This is a genomic window from Bacillus nitratireducens (genome assembly GCF_036320425.1).
Taxonomy (GTDB): domain Bacteria; phylum Bacillota; class Bacilli; order Bacillales; family Bacillaceae_G; genus Bacillus_A; species Bacillus_A nitratireducens.
The window spans coordinates 79,174-95,537 of record NZ_JAUMJO010000008.1; the positions used below are offsets into that span (position 1 = coordinate 79,174).

Genomic DNA, 16,364 nt, shown 5'->3' on the forward strand with positions numbered 1-16,364 from the left:
ACACGACTACTGATGGTAGTCGTGTTTCTTTATCATTTTACTTTATAATATAAATTTACAAATTGCCCAAAACGTTTCGTATCGGTTAAAGTTAAATTAATTTCTGGATTCTTGTCTTGAAATAATGGAACTCCAGAGCCTAATATATGCGGTGTAATCGTAACGATATATTCATCAATTAGATTATTTTTAAAGAACTCACTCAGTAGACTTCCTCCACCAACCATCCATATTTTAGATCCTTCTTGTGCTTTTAACCTTTTTGTAAACTCCACTACATCTTCATTTACAAACTCCACGTTTCCGTCTGAACCTTTTTCTGAACGAGAAAAAACATAACATGCTTTATCTAAGTAAGGGAATGTTTCCGTATGCTCTACTACATAATCGTACGTTCTTTTTCCCATAATTATTGTATCAATCGTTTCATACATTTCTGTGTAACCGTTATCTCCCTCTCCTTCAGTTTCCATTAACCACTCTAAATCATCATTCTCTTTCGCAATATATCCATCCAAACTAGCGGCTATAAATAAAACAACTTCACGTGACATCTCTTTTCCTCCTTGCAACGTATATTGATAAAATTACCTTATACACACTATACTAACCTTAAAACATGACAATTCATGTCATGTTAAAAAAGAAACGAGTGAGATAGTTGTCAAAAGCAAAACGTTTACTAGACATTCTTATATTTGCTTCTGCGAAAAGAACATTTACAGCTCAAGAAATAGCTGATGAATTTAATATTTCTGTTCGTACTGTTCATAGATATATTTTAGATTTAAGTGATATGGGATTACCCATTTACGCAGAACAAGGTCGTAACGGAGGATATAAAGTATTAACGAATAAAGTCATTCCGCCTATTTTATTCACCGAAGAAGAAGCAGTCTCCATCTTTTTTGCTTTTCAATCTTTAAGTTACTATCGAGACTTACCTTTTAATACAGAAATCAATTCCGTTACGCATAAACTGTATAGCTCTCTACAATATGATGCGAAAGCGAAAGTTGATAAAATACGCTCTTATATTGCTTTTTGGAATCCAAAGAGAACAATTGATACACCTCTTTTAAACGAAGTGCTAACCGCGGCTATTGAAAATAAAGATTTACACTTTCAATACGAATCTAAGTCGGGAATAAAAACAAAACATGTTCATCCTATCGGTGTATATGCTCATGATGGGCTATGGTACTTACCATCCTATGACTTCAGCAGAAAAAAAGTATTACTGTATCGCGTTGATCGTATTCTTTCTATATTATCAACAGAAGAAAATGAGGATACGTTCATGAATTTAGAAGAGTGGTTTGCCTCTAGCTCTAACATAGTACACACCCCTACGCAGTTACATGTTTTATTAACGACAGAAGGCGTGCGCCAATGTAAAAGCGTTCCTTATCTTGAAGAATTCGTGGTAATAAACGAAGACGGGACAGGATATATACATTCAACAATTGATAAAGGTGAAATTAACTTTATTACCCCTTTATTTTATAGACTTGGAAAAGATGCACACGTTTTAGAACCGAAAGAATTGATAGATGGTTTACGTATACGTGCGAAAGAAATTTTAAGTATGTATGGTGACTAAAAAGGCATAAGAGAATTCCTCTGCCAAAAACAAAAAAACGTGAGCGCCCTATTCTCACGTTTTTCTGTTTCACTTTACTAATTCAATTGTTTCTGTAACTTTTATACTATCTTTTACAGATTGAACGATCGTACAGTTTTTCACCGCAAGTTGCAACGCCTTGTCTAATTGCTCTTCTGTAATGTTTTGCGCTTTAATTTTATAGTGCAAATGAACACTTTCAACTGGTTTTGATAAAGCTTCACTTCTCCCAATTTCAGTCTCAATTGTAAACGTATCGTATGTAATACGTTTCTTTTCTAAAATTGTTCGGAAAACAATTGCACTACATCCTGCGATAGAAGAAATGAGTAATTGTAACGGTGAATACCCGTTTTCTTTTCCAATCGCTAATTGACCATACGATAAATCTGCTTCCATATCATCGTGTTTGATTGTTAGTTTCATTTGTTTTTTCCATCTCCACTTTCATCGGTTTCTTCCGTTTCTTACTCATATAATAATATATGTAGCAGAAAATGATAAATGGAATACCACAATATAACGCCATTCGTTGTTCTGGAATAAACGCTAAACTAATAACAACGATGCTATTTGTAATTAAAGCTAGAATTGGAACAAGCGGGTATAGTGGTGTTCTATACTTTAAGTCCTCTAATTTTCCTCCGCCTTTTAAATACTGACTTCTAAAGCGAAGTTGCGATAAAGCAATAATGATCCAACTTGAAACAGCAGATAAACCAGCTATAGATAATAAGTACATATATACTGTATCTTCTGCAAGGAAGCTTGTTAATAACGATAACGCTGCAACAGCAATCGTTACGACTAGCGCTGTAATTGGAATACCACGCTTATTTACCTTCTTGAAAGAAGTTGGTGCCATTCCTTCATTTGCAAGTGACCATAATATACGCGTTGCTGCATATAACCCTGAGTTCGCTACAGATAATAAAGCAGTAATAATAACGAAGTTCATAATATCAGCTGCATATGGAATACCGATTTTATCAAATACAACTACGAATGGACTTTCAATTACCCCTGCTTCTTTCCAAGAAATTAACCCTACTAAAATTGTCATTGTTAAAATGAAGAATAACATAATGCGCCATACTGTATTACGAATTGCGCGTGGAATTGTTTTTTCAGGCTCCTTACTCTCTCCTGCTGCAATCCCGATTAACTCTGTTCCTTGGAAGGAAAAGTTAACTGTAATCATCGTAAGAAGCACTGCAGCTAGTCCATTTGGGAATAGCCCACCATCACTTACAAAGTTAGAGAAAAGAGGCGCTGCTTCTTTTCCGTCGTATGGTAAAAATCCTAGTAATGCACTACCACCAAGTAGAATGAATGCAATAATTGTAACTACTTTAATACTAGAGAACCAAAACTCTAATTCAGCATAACTCTTCGCTGATATTGCATTTGAAGCATATAAAATAACTCCGAATACGAGACACCATACCCAAACATCAACATTTGGAAACCATCTTTTCATCATTAAACCGATCGATGTTAATTCTAATCCTACTGTTACTGCCCATCCAATCCAGTATAGCCAACCGATCATAAATCCAGTTCCTGGTCCAATAAACTTCGTCGCATACTTTTGGAAAGATCCTGAAACTGGCATTGCTACCGTTAGCTCTCCAAGACAAAGCATTGTTAAATACATAATAAATCCGCCCACTAAATATGAAAGGATGGCTCCCCCTGGTCCAGCCTGATTAATGGTGTAACCTGAACCTAGAAAAAAACCAGTTCCGATTACACCACCTAGTGCGATCATAAATAAATGTCTACTCTTCATCGTACGATGTAATTGCTCATTCGTTGTTTGCTGCATCTTAATCCTCCCCCTACAAGTACCCCTATCCCTTTTTAAAATTTTCTGATAATAAAAATATACACGAAAGCGATTACAATTTCTATATAAAATTAAAACTTTTCTGATAAAACAATATAAAAATTCAATTATTAGGAGCTTTCGATACTAATTTGAGGTAAAAAAGGATTTATAAGGAAAAAACTCTTACATTTTTTGTAAGAGTTAACGTATTTCTAATCTTCTAGATAAAATTGATAAACCGTAGTTTACAACGAAATACATACAAGCTGCTAGTATAAATGTGGGAATCATATAATTTACATTCTGCCCGCTAATAATTTGAGCATTATGCATAAGCTCTGGCAATGATATAACAACCGCTAATGACGTATCTTTTAACAATGAAATAAATTGACTAACAAGTGGCGGAACCATTCTTCTAAGTGCTTGCGGTAAAATAATGTGCCAAAGTGTCTGGACATATGTTAATCCTGATGAACGCGCCGCTTCAATTTGCCCTTTTTCGATAGATAATAAGCCACTTCTAACAATTTCAGATATCATCGCTGCTTCAAATATCGTTAAAGCAACAATCGCGGCTGTTATAATTTCTAATTTCAAGCCCGCTTCCGGAAGTGCAAAATACGTGAAAAATATAATTAAAAGAAGCGGTAAATTCCGGATCACTTCAACGATAAGGCCTAGCACTTGTGATACAACAGGTATTTTTGTGTAACGTAATATTCCTATTACACTCCCAATAATAAAGCTAAGTACAATTGCTATGAGCGCTACCTCTAACGTTATGAGTAATCCTTTTAATAAAAAGAGGATATGATCACCTGTTATCGCTCCTTTAAAATCCATTTATACCGCCTCCTTTGCCAAGCGTTTTTCTAAATAACGCACTAGCATACTGAGCGGAATTGTTAATATTAAATAAAACATCCCGACAAATATATATACATCAAACGTGACGAACGTCTTCGTTGAAATTAAGTCTCCTTGATACATTAAATCCGTTCCAGCAATAATTCCGAGTATAGAAGAGTTTTTTACTAAATTGAGAAATTGATTTCCTAAAGGAGGAATTACAATTTTCATTGCTTGAGGTAAAACGACATAATACATCGCTTGTGTATAAGTTAATCCTGAAGAACGAGCTGCTTCCATTTGGCCTTTCGCGACTGATAAAATACCAGCACGAATTACTTCTGCAATAAAAGCCGCAGTATAAACTGTAAGCGCAACTGTCCCTGCTACAAAACCGTTGAAAGTAATTCCTATTACCGGCAAAGCAAAATAGAAAATGAATGCAATTAATACGAGTGGAATATTTCGAACAAACTCTACATAAGCAGAGCCAATCCAATTTAAAATACGAATAGGTGAAATTCGCATCACTGCTATAACAATCCCTAAAATAAAACTTCCTATTAGCGCAACTACACTAGACATCACCGTATATTTAAATCCTTCTAAATACATATCAATATTATTCGTCAAAATAGAAAAATCAGGCACATATTCCCCCCTCTTTCTTTATAAGAAGAGGATGAGTATCCCTCATCCTCTCATTCTTACTTTTTATTCCGATCAGTTTCACTTTATTTTTCTTGCTTTTGACCAATCCATTTTTCATACAATTTGTCGTACTCCCCACTCGCCTTCATATCTTTTAGCAAGCTATTAATCTCTTTCGTTAAATCATCTGCACCTTTTTGCACTGCAATTCCGTACGGCTCATCCGTGAAAATTTTCCCTACAACTTCATAATTCGAATCTTGTTTTGCCATGCCGTAAAGAATTGCATTATCTGTCGTTAATACATCGCCTTTCCCTGCTTTTAACGCTGTAAATGCCTCACTGTAATTTTCAAATTCTAATACAGTCGATTCTGGTGATTTTTGACGAATATTATTTGTAGACGTTGAACCTTTTACCGCTAACACTTTCACACCCTTTTTCACATCATCAATACTTTTAATATCGCTTCCTTTTTTCACAAGTAACGATTGCCCTGCTTTAAAATATACATCTGAAAAATCTACTTCTTTTTTACGTTCTTCCGTAATTGTCATTGTCGCGATAATTGCATCAATATCACCATTTTTCAGTAGTGGAATACGCGTTTTAGACGTTACTTCTTTTAATTCTAATTTCTTTTCATCTCCAAGAATTTTTTTCGCAAGCGCCTTTGCGATATCAACATCAAACCCTTCTACCTGTCCTGTCGAAGGATTTTTCAAGCCAAATAAGTTCGTATCATTCTTCACCCCAACTACTAGTTTCCCGCGCTTTTTAATTTGCTCAACAGCCCCGCCTTGTTTCGTATTCGTTTCTTTCGTCTCATCTTTTTTACTTCCGCATCCAGCAACGACAAGTACGAATAAACATGAAAATACGATTAACGTAAACAATTTTTTCATTTTAAGCATAAAACTCCCCCTTTAATGATTTAACACTCTTCTTAAAAATAGACGAGCTCTTTCTTGTTCAGGACTTGCAAAAAATTGCGCCGGTATTGTATCTTCAATAATTTGACCATCATCCATAAACAAAATCCGATCTGCTACTTCTCGCGCGAATCCCATTTCATGCGTGACAACGACCATCGTCATCCCTTCTTTAGCTAGCGTCTTCATAACATCAAGTACTTCCCCGATCATCTCTGGATCAAGAGCAGACGTAGGCTCATCAAATAGCATAATTTCCGGCTGCATTGCGAGCCCCCTAGCAATTGCTACCCTTTGCTGTTGTCCTCCGGATAATTGATGCGGGTATACGCTAGCCTTCTCCGGAATTCCTACTTTCTCTAAATAAAACATCGCTGTTTTCTCTGCTTCTTCTTTTGAAGTTTTATTTACTTTAATTGGTGCTAGTGTAATATTTTGCAGAACTGTTTTATGTGGGTATAAGTAAAAATGCTGGAAGACCATACCAATATTTCGGCGTAATTCATTCATATCTGTTTTTTTATTGTGTACGTCTGTATTTTGTACGATTAATTCTCCATCGGTAATCGCCTCTAACTGATTTATACACCGAAGCAATGTACTTTTTCCTGATCCTGAAGGACCAACAACTACTACCACTTCACCTTTTTTCACTTGCACATTAATATTTTTCAAAACTTGGAAGTTACCATAATATTTATTTACATTACGAAACTCTATCACCATACTCCCCCCTTCCCCTAAACAAAGCATGTACATTCTTTTTATATTCAAAAATAGGCAAAAAAATAACTTTCAGCTTCATTTTGTCCATAAAAAAGAGCAAAGGGATTTCCCTTTGCTCCTTCATTTCTATTCTCTTAAGATACTTCTTCTTTCTTGTCTTTCCCGTATTCATGCTCCCAGAAATCAGCATTTTTAATTCCTAATTTCTGCGGATCGAATACTGGATCTTTTCCTTCTTTTTTCTGCTTTTCATAATCCTTTAATGCAATCAATGCCGGCTTTTGTAATAATAGAATCGCAATAATGTTAACCCATGCCATAATTCCTACACCAATATCTCCTAAAGCCCACGCTGTTTCTGCTGTTTTTACACTACCGTAGAATACAACTCCTAAGAATACAAACTTTAGTACGATAGACATCCAAGGGCGGTCTTTATCACGATTTAAGTAAGCGATATTCGTTTCTGCAATGTAGTAATAAGCCATAATTGTTGTAAATGCGAAGAATAGTAGAGAGATTGCCACGAAACCGTTTCCAAATCCAGGGAAAACAGATTCTACTGCTGCCTGTGTATAACCAGGACCTGGCTGTGCACCATTTAATTTATTGACGATAAAGTTTTTTCCGCTTGCATCAAATACGTTATACATGCCTGTAATAATCATCATGAATGCTGTTGCTGAACAAACAAATAATGTATCAATGTAAACGGAAAATGCTTGTACTAACCCTTGTTTAGCTGGATGCGATACTTCAGCTGCTGCTGCTGCATGGGCCCCAGTTCCTTGCCCTGCTTCGTTTGAATAAATACCACGTTTTACACCCCAAGAAATTGCTAAACCGATAATCCCGCCAAAAGCCGCTTCTAATGCAAATGCACTTTTTAAAATTAACATGAAAGCGTCTGGTAATTTTTCAATATTCATAGCCACAATTACACAAGCTACTAAAATATAGCCAAGCGCCATAAACGGTACTACAACTTGCGCTACGTTAACAATTCGCTTAACTCCACCAAATATAATAAGTGCTAATGCCGCTACTAATACCGCTCCTGATACGGAAGTATTAATACCAAAAGCTGTTTCTAGACTTACAGCAATACTATTCGCCTGAACACCCGGTAACAGCATCCCCGTCGCAAGAATTGTCGCTGCAACGAATACTAAAGCATACCATTTAACACCTAGTCCTTTTTCAATGTAATAAGCAGGACCACCGCGGAATTGCCCTTGATGCTTCGTCTTATATATTTGTGCAAGCGTCGATTCTACATATGCAGAACCAGCTCCTAGAAAGGCTACCGCCCACATCCAAAATACAGCCCCTGGACCACCAAAGGCAACAGCCGTTGCAACACCGGCAATATTTCCTGTTCCAACGCGCCCTGATAACGAAAGTGCTAATGCCTGGAACGAAGAAACACCCGCATCAGACTTTTCTCCCTTAAATGTAAGCTTCACCATTTCTCCTACATGTCTTACTTGTAAAAACCTTGTTCGAATGGAAAAATATAGACCTACTCCTAAACATAAGTAGACAAGTGCTGGACTCCAAACAATATTATTTATCCAACTTACGATAGCTTCCAACTTTCCCCCTCCTCCTTTATAAAGAATATTCAGAATATATATAAAATTATAAGTGCATACCGAATCTATAACAATATTATTTTAATAAAACAAACATATTTTTGTATAAAAAAACAAAGTATACATTTATTTTGTATACTTTGTTTCGATATGAATGTATTATATATTCACAATTGCTTCCTTCTTTATAATTCTTTCATAGAGTTGTTCTGCTAATTCTCGGAAATGATCTGGCATATCTTTCCCTTTAAACTTCTTTTGAAGCGTACCGTATAAACCAATATCACGTAGACGTAAAAATAACGGTAACGATTCATACCAACTATCCGCCAGTCTATGCTCATATTCATAACCTTTTCGTAACACTTGTAACTGTTTACAAGCAAATTTTGTCTTCTCTTCCGCAGTCCACGGTGTAAATAGAACAGAGTAATAGAGAACCATTGCTAAATCATGTATAAAGTAATTATAAGCTGCATCATCAAAATCAAAGATTGTTAGCTCTTTGCCATCATAATGAAAGTTACCTGGATGAATATCACCATGCATAAGACCGAATGTTTCTCTTTTAACCGGAAGAGCCTTTATTTCCTCCATTAATGCAGTGGCAATCCCTTTCACCTTCTCATCTTCTAATACATTAACAATGCTACTTTCATCCTCTTCCCACGTATCACGGTAGTCTGTTTTAGGATAATCCATTGTAAGGCGGTGCAGCTGTCCAATTGATTTTCCCCACGCTTCAAAGTAAGCATCTCCCCAATAAGGCGATTCTTCTCCTTTTACTTGCTCACCTTGTGCATATGTAAATAAAGACGCAAAAAAGCAAGTGCCATCTTCCGCTCCAATTTCTTCTACAAGGTTTTGAGATATTGAATTACGAGGTCCCGCCACTTTTGCCCCATGCTCCGCAACATACCGTAAAAAATCTAGTTCGGCCTCTACCTCTTTTTTAGAACGATGAGAAGAATGGGTTAAGCGTAATACGTAATCCTCATTATTTTTACCCTTCGCCTTAAAAATATAATTTTCAAAATCACCAAGTGGCTTTTCTTCCACCGTTACATGATATGCCTTTGCTGCTCTTGCTAAAATCCCTTTTGTAAAAACACGTTCTACAGCTATTTCCATATGTATCCCTCCTATATCTCTTCTTAATTCGACATAAATGTGAGAAGTACTGCTATGAAGTTAAATAGTGCATGGGCAATCATAGCCGATAAAATAGAATTTGTTTTCTCATATAACCACGCAAATGCTACTCCGCTTAAAAAATTCACCGGTAATGTGTTATATGTTGGAATATGAACAACGGTAAATATTATGGAACTTATAAGTACGCCGCCCCATATGCCATATCTATCACGAAAAAACGTATAAATAGCACCTCGATATAAAATCTCTTCGTAGATTGGAGATATAACCGCCGCTCCAATTACCGCGATACAAAATGCGTAGATTGATTTATTATTTTGGACCGTCTCTGTTTTACTATTTTCAAAGGAAATACCCATTTTCTCCATTATCATTAATACAGCAGCACTAACTATAATTAAGAAAATAACCACTACAACTGTCCATAAGAAATCCTTCCATGAAAGCTTCCGAATTCCAATATCTTTCCACGACAGGTTATATCTTTTCATGCAAAAAAGATAAACTAAAAATGTAAATATCACTGCCATTATAAGTCCCATTAATACTCCAGCATATAATGAGTTCCCTATTATTTTTAAAGCATAATCATAAAAAAGAGATTCAACCATTACTGGTACAATCAGAAATACGAAAACAAATAAATATAAAATTTCTTTCCATCCCCACATACATTTTAAAGTCATCTATATCATCCCCTATATCCTATTTTTTTTAGTATAAAAGATGACGTAACGTAACTTTCAAGCTACTTTTTTCAAATAATTCAAGCGTAATTTTCTCACAAAATAAAAAAAGGTTGATTCACTCAATCAACCTTTACACTATTAAAAATTCTATTCCTCAATTCTTCATCAATTCATTCTCATTTATAACATTTATCTTTATTTCTCTTCACCTTTTGTCTGCATTGAGTTGAAGGTCCAATTTAACTTCAATGAATCTCCTTGAAATACATTTTGCTCTTCATCGTTATCTACAAATGTGAACATTACGTAGAAAGTATCATCATCACCAGGAGCAAGTCCATTTCCTTCTCGGTCTACAACACCTTTTTGCACAAGATCAGGAATACTTCCATTTTGCGTAGCTACCTTTAATTCTGACAATGTAGTAGACCATATTGGAACCTCATTTTTATCCAAATTCCACAAGAAATCAACACGGATATGATCACCAAAATCAGCATTTCCATTATCTCCTTTAGCGTCGATTACACTGTAATCTGTAAGAAGTTTCACATCTCCTATTGCTAAGGTTCCTTTGTTAACTAATTGAAAACCGCGCTCCATTTCATCACCTGGTTTAATATTGTCGACATTAATAACAACTTCAGGATTAACACTCAAATCTAAAGTACCCGCTGCAAACGTGTTTTGTGATACTTCCTTATCACTAAAATACGCATATGTTCCCCCGCTAATTAAAGATAAGCCAAGCGCTGCAGTTACAACACCCATACCAAGTTTTTTCTTAATACTCATTTCACAAGTCCCCCCTATTTTTAGAGCTCAAACTACAAAGCTTATTCCCATCCCACAAACAATAATAATTGAGTGAATAATTTACCTCATAACGAAACCTAATCAACGTTAAACTATTTACTTCATGTATCCAAATAACTATCACTTTAAGAGTAACCGGTAATGTTACAGTGAATCATTACCGGTCCATTGTTAGTAAATCCTATTTAATTCTATAAGCATTGTTTTATCGCTTAATTTACTCTAGAATTGTGCCCACTTATTTTTTTGGTTCTAATCCAATGGAACGCAAGATTTTATCTAACGTCACTGGACCCACATTTTCTTTTGGTTTTTGATTCTCTTTAGCATCTGAACCCTTTTTCAAGAAGTTCTTCTCAATAAAACGAATATCAGTTTCGTTCACAACACCGTCTTGATTCACGTCACCATCTTTAACAGCCACTTTTCCTTTTTCATATGACAGAGCTGCTATTCTAGCATCTTGAATATCTACCATTTTATCGCCGTTTACATCACCTGCAAGGTTGTCATCCATATCGGCTCTAAAGTTTTGTCCCACTAATTCTCCATCTTGCATTTTCCCTATTTTTGTAGTTAATTTACTATTTAAATGACCCGGCATTTCTACGAAAATATCATATTCTTTATCGCTTACAGGAACACTATGAATTTCAAATTGCCCATTATCATTAACCGTTCCTGTATATTTCTTTCCATCCTTGCCAACTGCGTACACTTTTGCTCCTAGTTTTGTGTAATCATTCTTACCTAAATACCCCTCTTCATTCAAGAAAGCTTCCGGACCAATATATCCTGTAACTGTTGAATGTTTCGAAACAATAGCAAAAGATTTATCTTTAAACACAGGAATCTCAGTACCTTCTGATGCACCAGCTTTTGTATAAGAGAACTTATCTGCTCCAAATGCAGTTAAATCATTAAAATATTCATCGCTCGTCATTTCGAATGTAACATCTAAAAATGGTGTATCTCCATCTAATCCTTTAAATTCTTTTCCTTCCAATGATGCGCCAACTTTCACCTTGTTTTCCCAAGTTCCTTCTGTATTTATAGCCGGATCTTCTAATTTCAAGTTTAATCCATGTTGTTTTGCATATTCCGTAAGCGCTGAATTTGGTTTCACATCTGCAAATTTAAATAGCTGCTTATCATAAGGGATTTCAAATGTACCTGCCGTAAGTTGTTTTACATTATTGAGATTTAAAGTTAACGTAATTTTTTCTCCTAATTTTATTTTATCTTTGTCATAACTTGGAACAGCATATTCTGTCCCTTCTTTTACAAAGACGTAATCTTTATATCCAGTTGCCATATTCCCTGCAGTTGCGAGGTCATATCCAAATAATTTTAAATTTAACGGCTCATTTATTTCTTCTGGAAGTACTCCAAATTTAAAATCACCATTGGCCTGAATTGTATTCAGCCAACCTGATGGAAAGGCCGAGTTCTGATAATATACAATTTGATTAGCTTTTTGATCATACTGCAGGCCTTTTGCCTTTAATGCATCCACTGTAGAATCATAAATATTACCATGCACCCATAATGCTCGCTGACCGTCTTCTTCTTTAAACATGGAATCATTTACTTCATGAATACCAGGTTGTACATCCTTAAATTTCATTTCAGGTATGACGTTATCAATGATAATGCTATCGCCTTTTATATAAGATTTCCCATCTTTATCATATCCAACGAAGTTCAATTCGTAATCTCCATCAGGCAACATAACAGGTTTATCCCCAATTGGATGGGCAGGATCTCCTGTGAACGGAAATACATATCCTCCCATACCAGAAAACATCATATATTCAACATTCGGTGTTAGACTACTTGCATTAAGTGTACCAACGACTCCTAATGCCTTTCCTGTTTTTCGATCTTTCACAACTGCATCAATGGTTTCAAGAGGACTATTTAATTTAAATGTCAGCGGTGAACTTGGGCTTTCCATAAATGGATGGAATTTAGACCCATCTGTTGCCATTGCGTCTCTCAGCAAATCTACAGATTCAATCCCCTTTTCTGTGAACTTCACTGCAAATGGCACTTGATATACTTCTTTTTCATTATTTTTATTTGAAATATGAATATATCCCTCATATCTACCGAATTCAGCGTTTTCTGGAATGATAATTTCAGGGCTAATTTCCCCTGATGTACCAGGAGCCACTTTAATAGAATCTTGTACGTTCAGCTTCACACCATTCTTCGCTGCGTCCTTCACACCTACATTTGTTGGTGAAAACTTTACTTCTAATTTAAACTCTTTCCCGTCTGTTTTACTGCTGTTCTTAATTAAGACTTTTCGACTATCTTTAATAGGTCCATTTCCCAATTGATTTTTATACCCGAATGCAATAGAACCTGTTTTTTCTTCAATTTCTACTTCTTCATCATTTACAACGTTTGATGTTTTATCAATAACCTCGATAGCTGTATCTGCATGAACCGCACGATACGCATCAATTCGGCCTGAGCCTACTTCAAATACAGAACGCTCTTCTTTTAAGTCAACTGCGGTATTCATAAGTGCTTCTTTTACTTCAAATGGACTATAGTTTGGATGTTCTTGTAAAATGAGTGCCGCTACCCCCGCAGTATGAGGAGTTGCCATAGATGTACCTGACATACGTCCATACGCTACCGGATAATTTTCTCCATCCTTTGGATCATTAATATATTCAGGAACAGTTGAGAAAATAGACACACCTGGTGCTACAATATCTGGCTTAATATCATCTGTTTTAGTTGCAGGACCACGGGAGCTGAAATCAGCTAAGTGATCTCCCTCTGTTTTTGTGTTACTAAGTTCTCCAAACGCTAAAGACACATCTCCTTGTACAGCTTTTGCTTGCAATTTCTCACCATCTACTTTTGTTAAGCGGAACGATGGAATAGATGAAGTACTTTCCCCAAGATAACTTGTAATTTCACCATCTACATTGTTGTATACAATTACCGCCTTTGCGCCTGCTTCCTTAGCATTTTTAATTTTTTCATCAAATGTAATCTCACCGCGTTGGATAAGAGCTAACTTCCCTTTAACATCTTTCCCTGTAAAATCACCTGATTTCCCAAGTCCTGCATATACAACGGGTATGGATTGTCCTTTTAAGTCTTCAATTTTATCAGTAAAACTTTTACCTAGTAGCATCATCTTATCCACTTGTAAATCACCTGCACTAGCTGAAAACGTTGGAATGTTCATCGCAGCATCGCTTGCTCCAACTGTAATTGGAAGCGCTGCTGCACTAGGTGATCCAAGAGTCCCTTCTTCTGGACCTGTGTTCCCTGCCGCTACTACTGTAACAACACCAGCTAACATGGCATTGTTCACTGCCACAGAAGTTGGATATAAAGGATCATTAATAGACGCACCTAATGATAAATTGATAACATCCATATCGTCTTTCACTGCTTTATCAATCGCAGCAAGAATACCGCTTGTTTGTCCACTTCCATATGGACCTAATACACGATATGAATATAAATCTACATCTGGAGCGACTCCCTTAACTGCATAATCCACACTATTCTGTTTGTCTGCAGCAATTGTCCCAGCTACATGAGTACCATGGGATGTATAATATGCACTTCCATTATAAATCTCAGGATATCCTCCAGAATTTTGCCAATCCTTATACGTTGTCTCCATTGGATCAGCATCATTATTAACAAAGTCCCATCCTTTTATTGAGTTCGGATCTATTTTGCTTGGATCCTCACCTTGCTTTGCACGATATCCTTTATATGCATCTTTCAAATCCGGGTGGTTGTAATCAATACCTGTGTCCAGTACACCTACCTTAATTCCTTTACCTGTTATTTTTTCATCATGCAGCTTGTCCACACCAATTTGCGGTACACTATCTGCCATTTTGGGTTCGGCAGCAGTCTTAGCTGTTTCTTTCGGCAAATCAATTTTGACCTCACTATCTTCCCATACGCGCTTAACAATACCAGTGCGAACTAAGTCTTCAATCATATTCGCAGGTAACGAAATCGCTACACCATTAAAAGCATTCTTATATTCTCTTGTTATTTTGGCAGATTTAAAATTCGTCCCTTTATCTTTATTCTTTTGAAGCTGCTCAAACTCTGATTTAAATTCTTTATGAGATGCTTCTACCTTTTGTTCCGCAGTTGAAAGGGCTATTTTTTTCCCCTTAGCTGCTTGTTTTAACATCTCGATTTTGCTAGGTGCTTGCTTAAACTCTACAATCACATTCACATTATCAGGACTTGCTGTATTGATGCCTGGTGAAATAACAAAACCTGGTTTTGTATCTAACGTTTTTAAGGCATTACGTTGTTCCTTTGTAAGACCTTTCAATATAGCATTTGCATCATCAATCCCAGTTAAAGTAGTTGTATTTACCTCTTCGGCCAATACGTTATATGGAATTCCTTGAGACATTAACATACCAACAGTTAGCGTTCCGATAAGTATTTTTCCGAATTTCCCCTTCTTCATAGCGCATCTCCTTATTATTAAAATTATTTTTTCTAAAATAAATCCTCTGATCTCCTATTTAGCATTGGCAATTCTATCAACCTTGAATCTATTTAAAATAATCGAGAATCTCCAACACTACTAATCTTCTTTCTATAAAAGCCCCCATAAATTGTTTCCAACTACAACGATTTACAACATGAATTATTAGTAGCGTTAAGCAATAATTCTATTTTTATTATTTCACATTTTGATTTTTCTGAATATTAAACAAAAGGAGTAATTTTTTTCTAATGATTCTATGCCCAAATAGTACAAAAGAACTACCTTGCCCTTTATTCTTTGTAATATAGAATAAAGAAACACGATAGTTCTTTTAAGCATCTCTTATTTAATCCAACGGAACCAATTGATTTCGAACAGCATAAATCACCGCTTGCGATCGACTTTTTACATTTAGTTTTTTAAAAATTTTATTGATGTGAATTTTAACTGTTTTATCACTAATATATAGAGCTTCAGCAATTTCTTTATTACTAAGCCCTTTTACTAATTCAAAGAGAATTTCCTTTTCACGTTCCGTCAGTTCATTTTCATTTGATTCTAATTTCATTTTTTGCTGATGATATGTAATTAATTTTTTCGTCATACGCGGATGAATAACTGAATCGCCTTGATATAACATTCGAATTGCTGCCACTACCTGCTCCGATGATGAATCCTTCAATAAATAACCATCAGCACCAGACTGAAGCGCATCCATTAAGTACTCATCATGCTCATACATTGTAAAAACAAGTACTCGGCAATTAGGATATTTTTTTTTCACTAATCCCGTAGCTTCAATTCCATTTTTCCCTGGAAGATTAATATCCATCAAAATACAGTCTGGTCTACATTCCTCTACTTTTCCCAATACCTCGTCCCCAGAGCTCGCCTCTCCAACCACTTTCATATCAGATTCAACCTCTAGTATGCTCCGAATTGCGTCTCGTAAAAAAGCATGATCATCCACTACTAATATTTTAATCATT

The 16,364-nt window shown here is 35.8% G+C and carries 13 protein-coding genes and 1 pseudogene; 1 reads left to right on the top strand and 13 read right to left on the bottom strand.

The window, feature by feature from the left end:
- Positions 1 to 32 precede the first annotated feature (32 nt).
- Entirely contained in the window at positions 33 to 554 is a 522-nt protein-coding gene (locus Q3V31_RS24805; protein ID WP_000085843.1) for a dihydrofolate reductase family protein, read from the bottom strand.
- A 107-nt stretch (positions 555 to 661) separates the two neighbouring features.
- Here Q3V31_RS24805 and Q3V31_RS24810 point away from each other — a divergent pair, with 107 nt between their 5' ends.
- Positions 662 to 1,603: a helix-turn-helix transcriptional regulator gene (locus Q3V31_RS24810; protein ID WP_016128684.1), complete on the top strand. Its 942-nt coding sequence runs from the start codon at positions 662 to 664 to the stop codon at positions 1,601 to 1,603.
- Positions 1,604 to 1,672: 69 nt separating this feature from the next.
- Here Q3V31_RS24810 and Q3V31_RS24815 read toward each other — a convergent pair whose 3' ends face one another.
- The 12 genes and pseudogenes from Q3V31_RS24815 to Q3V31_RS24870 all read right to left on the bottom strand — a co-directional run bounded on the left by Q3V31_RS24815 (position 1,673) and on the right by Q3V31_RS24870 (position 16,363).
- Entirely contained in the window at positions 1,673 to 2,050 is a 378-nt protein-coding gene (locus Q3V31_RS24815; RefSeq protein WP_000778856.1) for an OsmC family protein, read from the bottom strand.
- Complete coding sequence (locus Q3V31_RS24820; RefSeq protein ID WP_001188003.1) at positions 2,025 to 3,452, bottom strand: amino acid permease; 1,428 nt, start codon at positions 3,450 to 3,452, stop codon at positions 2,025 to 2,027. Before Q3V31_RS24820 ends, Q3V31_RS24815 begins: the two co-directional genes overlap by 26 nt.
- A gap of 204 nt (positions 3,453 to 3,656) precedes the next feature.
- Positions 3,657 to 4,301: an amino acid ABC transporter permease gene (locus Q3V31_RS24825; protein WP_016128683.1), complete on the bottom strand. Its 645-nt coding sequence runs from the start codon at positions 4,299 to 4,301 to the stop codon at positions 3,657 to 3,659.
- Complete coding sequence (locus Q3V31_RS24830) at positions 4,302 to 4,958, bottom strand: amino acid ABC transporter permease (protein ID WP_016128682.1); 657 nt, start codon at positions 4,956 to 4,958, stop codon at positions 4,302 to 4,304.
- 83 nt (positions 4,959 to 5,041) lie between these two features.
- Positions 5,042 to 5,872: a glutamine ABC transporter substrate-binding protein GlnH gene (gene glnH, locus Q3V31_RS24835; protein ID WP_016128681.1), complete on the bottom strand. Its 831-nt coding sequence runs from the start codon at positions 5,870 to 5,872 to the stop codon at positions 5,042 to 5,044.
- 12 nt (positions 5,873 to 5,884) lie between these two features.
- Positions 5,885 to 6,806 (bottom strand): annotated as a pseudogene (locus Q3V31_RS24840) (amino acid ABC transporter ATP-binding protein).
- The gene (locus Q3V31_RS24845; RefSeq protein WP_016128678.1) at positions 6,751 to 8,211 is read right to left on the bottom strand and encodes an alanine/glycine:cation symporter family protein; all 1,461 of its coding nucleotides are present in this window, start codon (positions 8,209 to 8,211) and stop codon (positions 6,751 to 6,753) included. The pseudogene Q3V31_RS24840 and the gene Q3V31_RS24845 overlap by 56 nt, the downstream one beginning before the upstream one ends.
- Before the next feature lie 159 nt (positions 8,212 to 8,370).
- The gene (locus Q3V31_RS24850; RefSeq protein ID WP_016128677.1) at positions 8,371 to 9,342 is read right to left on the bottom strand and encodes a phosphotransferase enzyme family protein; all 972 of its coding nucleotides are present in this window, start codon (positions 9,340 to 9,342) and stop codon (positions 8,371 to 8,373) included.
- Between the two features lie 23 nt (positions 9,343 to 9,365).
- Positions 9,366 to 10,052, bottom strand: coding sequence for a CPBP family intramembrane glutamic endopeptidase (locus Q3V31_RS24855; protein ID WP_016128676.1), 687 nt, complete (start codon positions 10,050 to 10,052; stop codon positions 9,366 to 9,368).
- 198 nt (positions 10,053 to 10,250) lie between these two features.
- The gene (locus tag Q3V31_RS24860) at positions 10,251 to 10,850 is read right to left on the bottom strand and encodes a TasA family protein (RefSeq protein WP_000023369.1); all 600 of its coding nucleotides are present in this window, start codon (positions 10,848 to 10,850) and stop codon (positions 10,251 to 10,253) included.
- 259 nt (positions 10,851 to 11,109) lie between these two features.
- Positions 11,110 to 15,351 (bottom strand): S8 family serine peptidase, encoded by a 4,242-nt coding sequence (locus tag Q3V31_RS24865; protein WP_097872404.1) that lies wholly within the window; start codon positions 15,349 to 15,351, stop codon positions 11,110 to 11,112.
- A 370-nt stretch (positions 15,352 to 15,721) separates the two neighbouring features.
- The gene (locus tag Q3V31_RS24870) at positions 15,722 to 16,363 is read right to left on the bottom strand and encodes a response regulator (RefSeq protein WP_000590684.1); all 642 of its coding nucleotides are present in this window, start codon (positions 16,361 to 16,363) and stop codon (positions 15,722 to 15,724) included.
- Between the last annotated feature and the right edge of the window lies 1 nt (position 16,364).

Coding starts and splice junctions, on each gene's coding strand:
- Q3V31_RS24805 (WP_000085843.1), bottom strand. CDS start 554: ATGTCACGTGAAGTTGTTTTATTTATAGCCGCTAGTTTGGATGGATAT.
- Q3V31_RS24815 (WP_000778856.1), bottom strand. CDS start 2,050: ATGAAACTAACAATCAAACACGATGATATGGAAGCAGATTTATCGTAT.
- Q3V31_RS24820 (WP_001188003.1), bottom strand. CDS start 3,452: ATGCAGCAAACAACGAATGAGCAATTACATCGTACGATGAAGAGTAGA.
- Q3V31_RS24825 (WP_016128683.1), bottom strand. CDS start 4,301: ATGGATTTTAAAGGAGCGATAACAGGTGATCATATCCTCTTTTTATTA.
- glnH (WP_016128681.1), bottom strand. CDS start 5,872: ATGCTTAAAATGAAAAAATTGTTTACGTTAATCGTATTTTCATGTTTA.
- Q3V31_RS24850 (WP_016128677.1), bottom strand. CDS start 9,342: ATGGAAATAGCTGTAGAACGTGTTTTTACAAAAGGGATTTTAGCAAGA.
- Q3V31_RS24855 (WP_016128676.1), bottom strand. CDS start 10,052: ATGACTTTAAAATGTATGTGGGGATGGAAAGAAATTTTATATTTATTT.
- Q3V31_RS24860 (WP_000023369.1), bottom strand. CDS start 10,850: ATGAGTATTAAGAAAAAACTTGGTATGGGTGTTGTAACTGCAGCGCTT.
- Q3V31_RS24865 (WP_097872404.1), bottom strand. CDS start 15,351: ATGAAGAAGGGGAAATTCGGAAAAATACTTATCGGAACGCTAACTGTT.
- Q3V31_RS24870 (WP_000590684.1), bottom strand. CDS start 16,363: ATGATTAAAATATTAGTAGTGGATGATCATGCTTTTTTACGAGACGCA.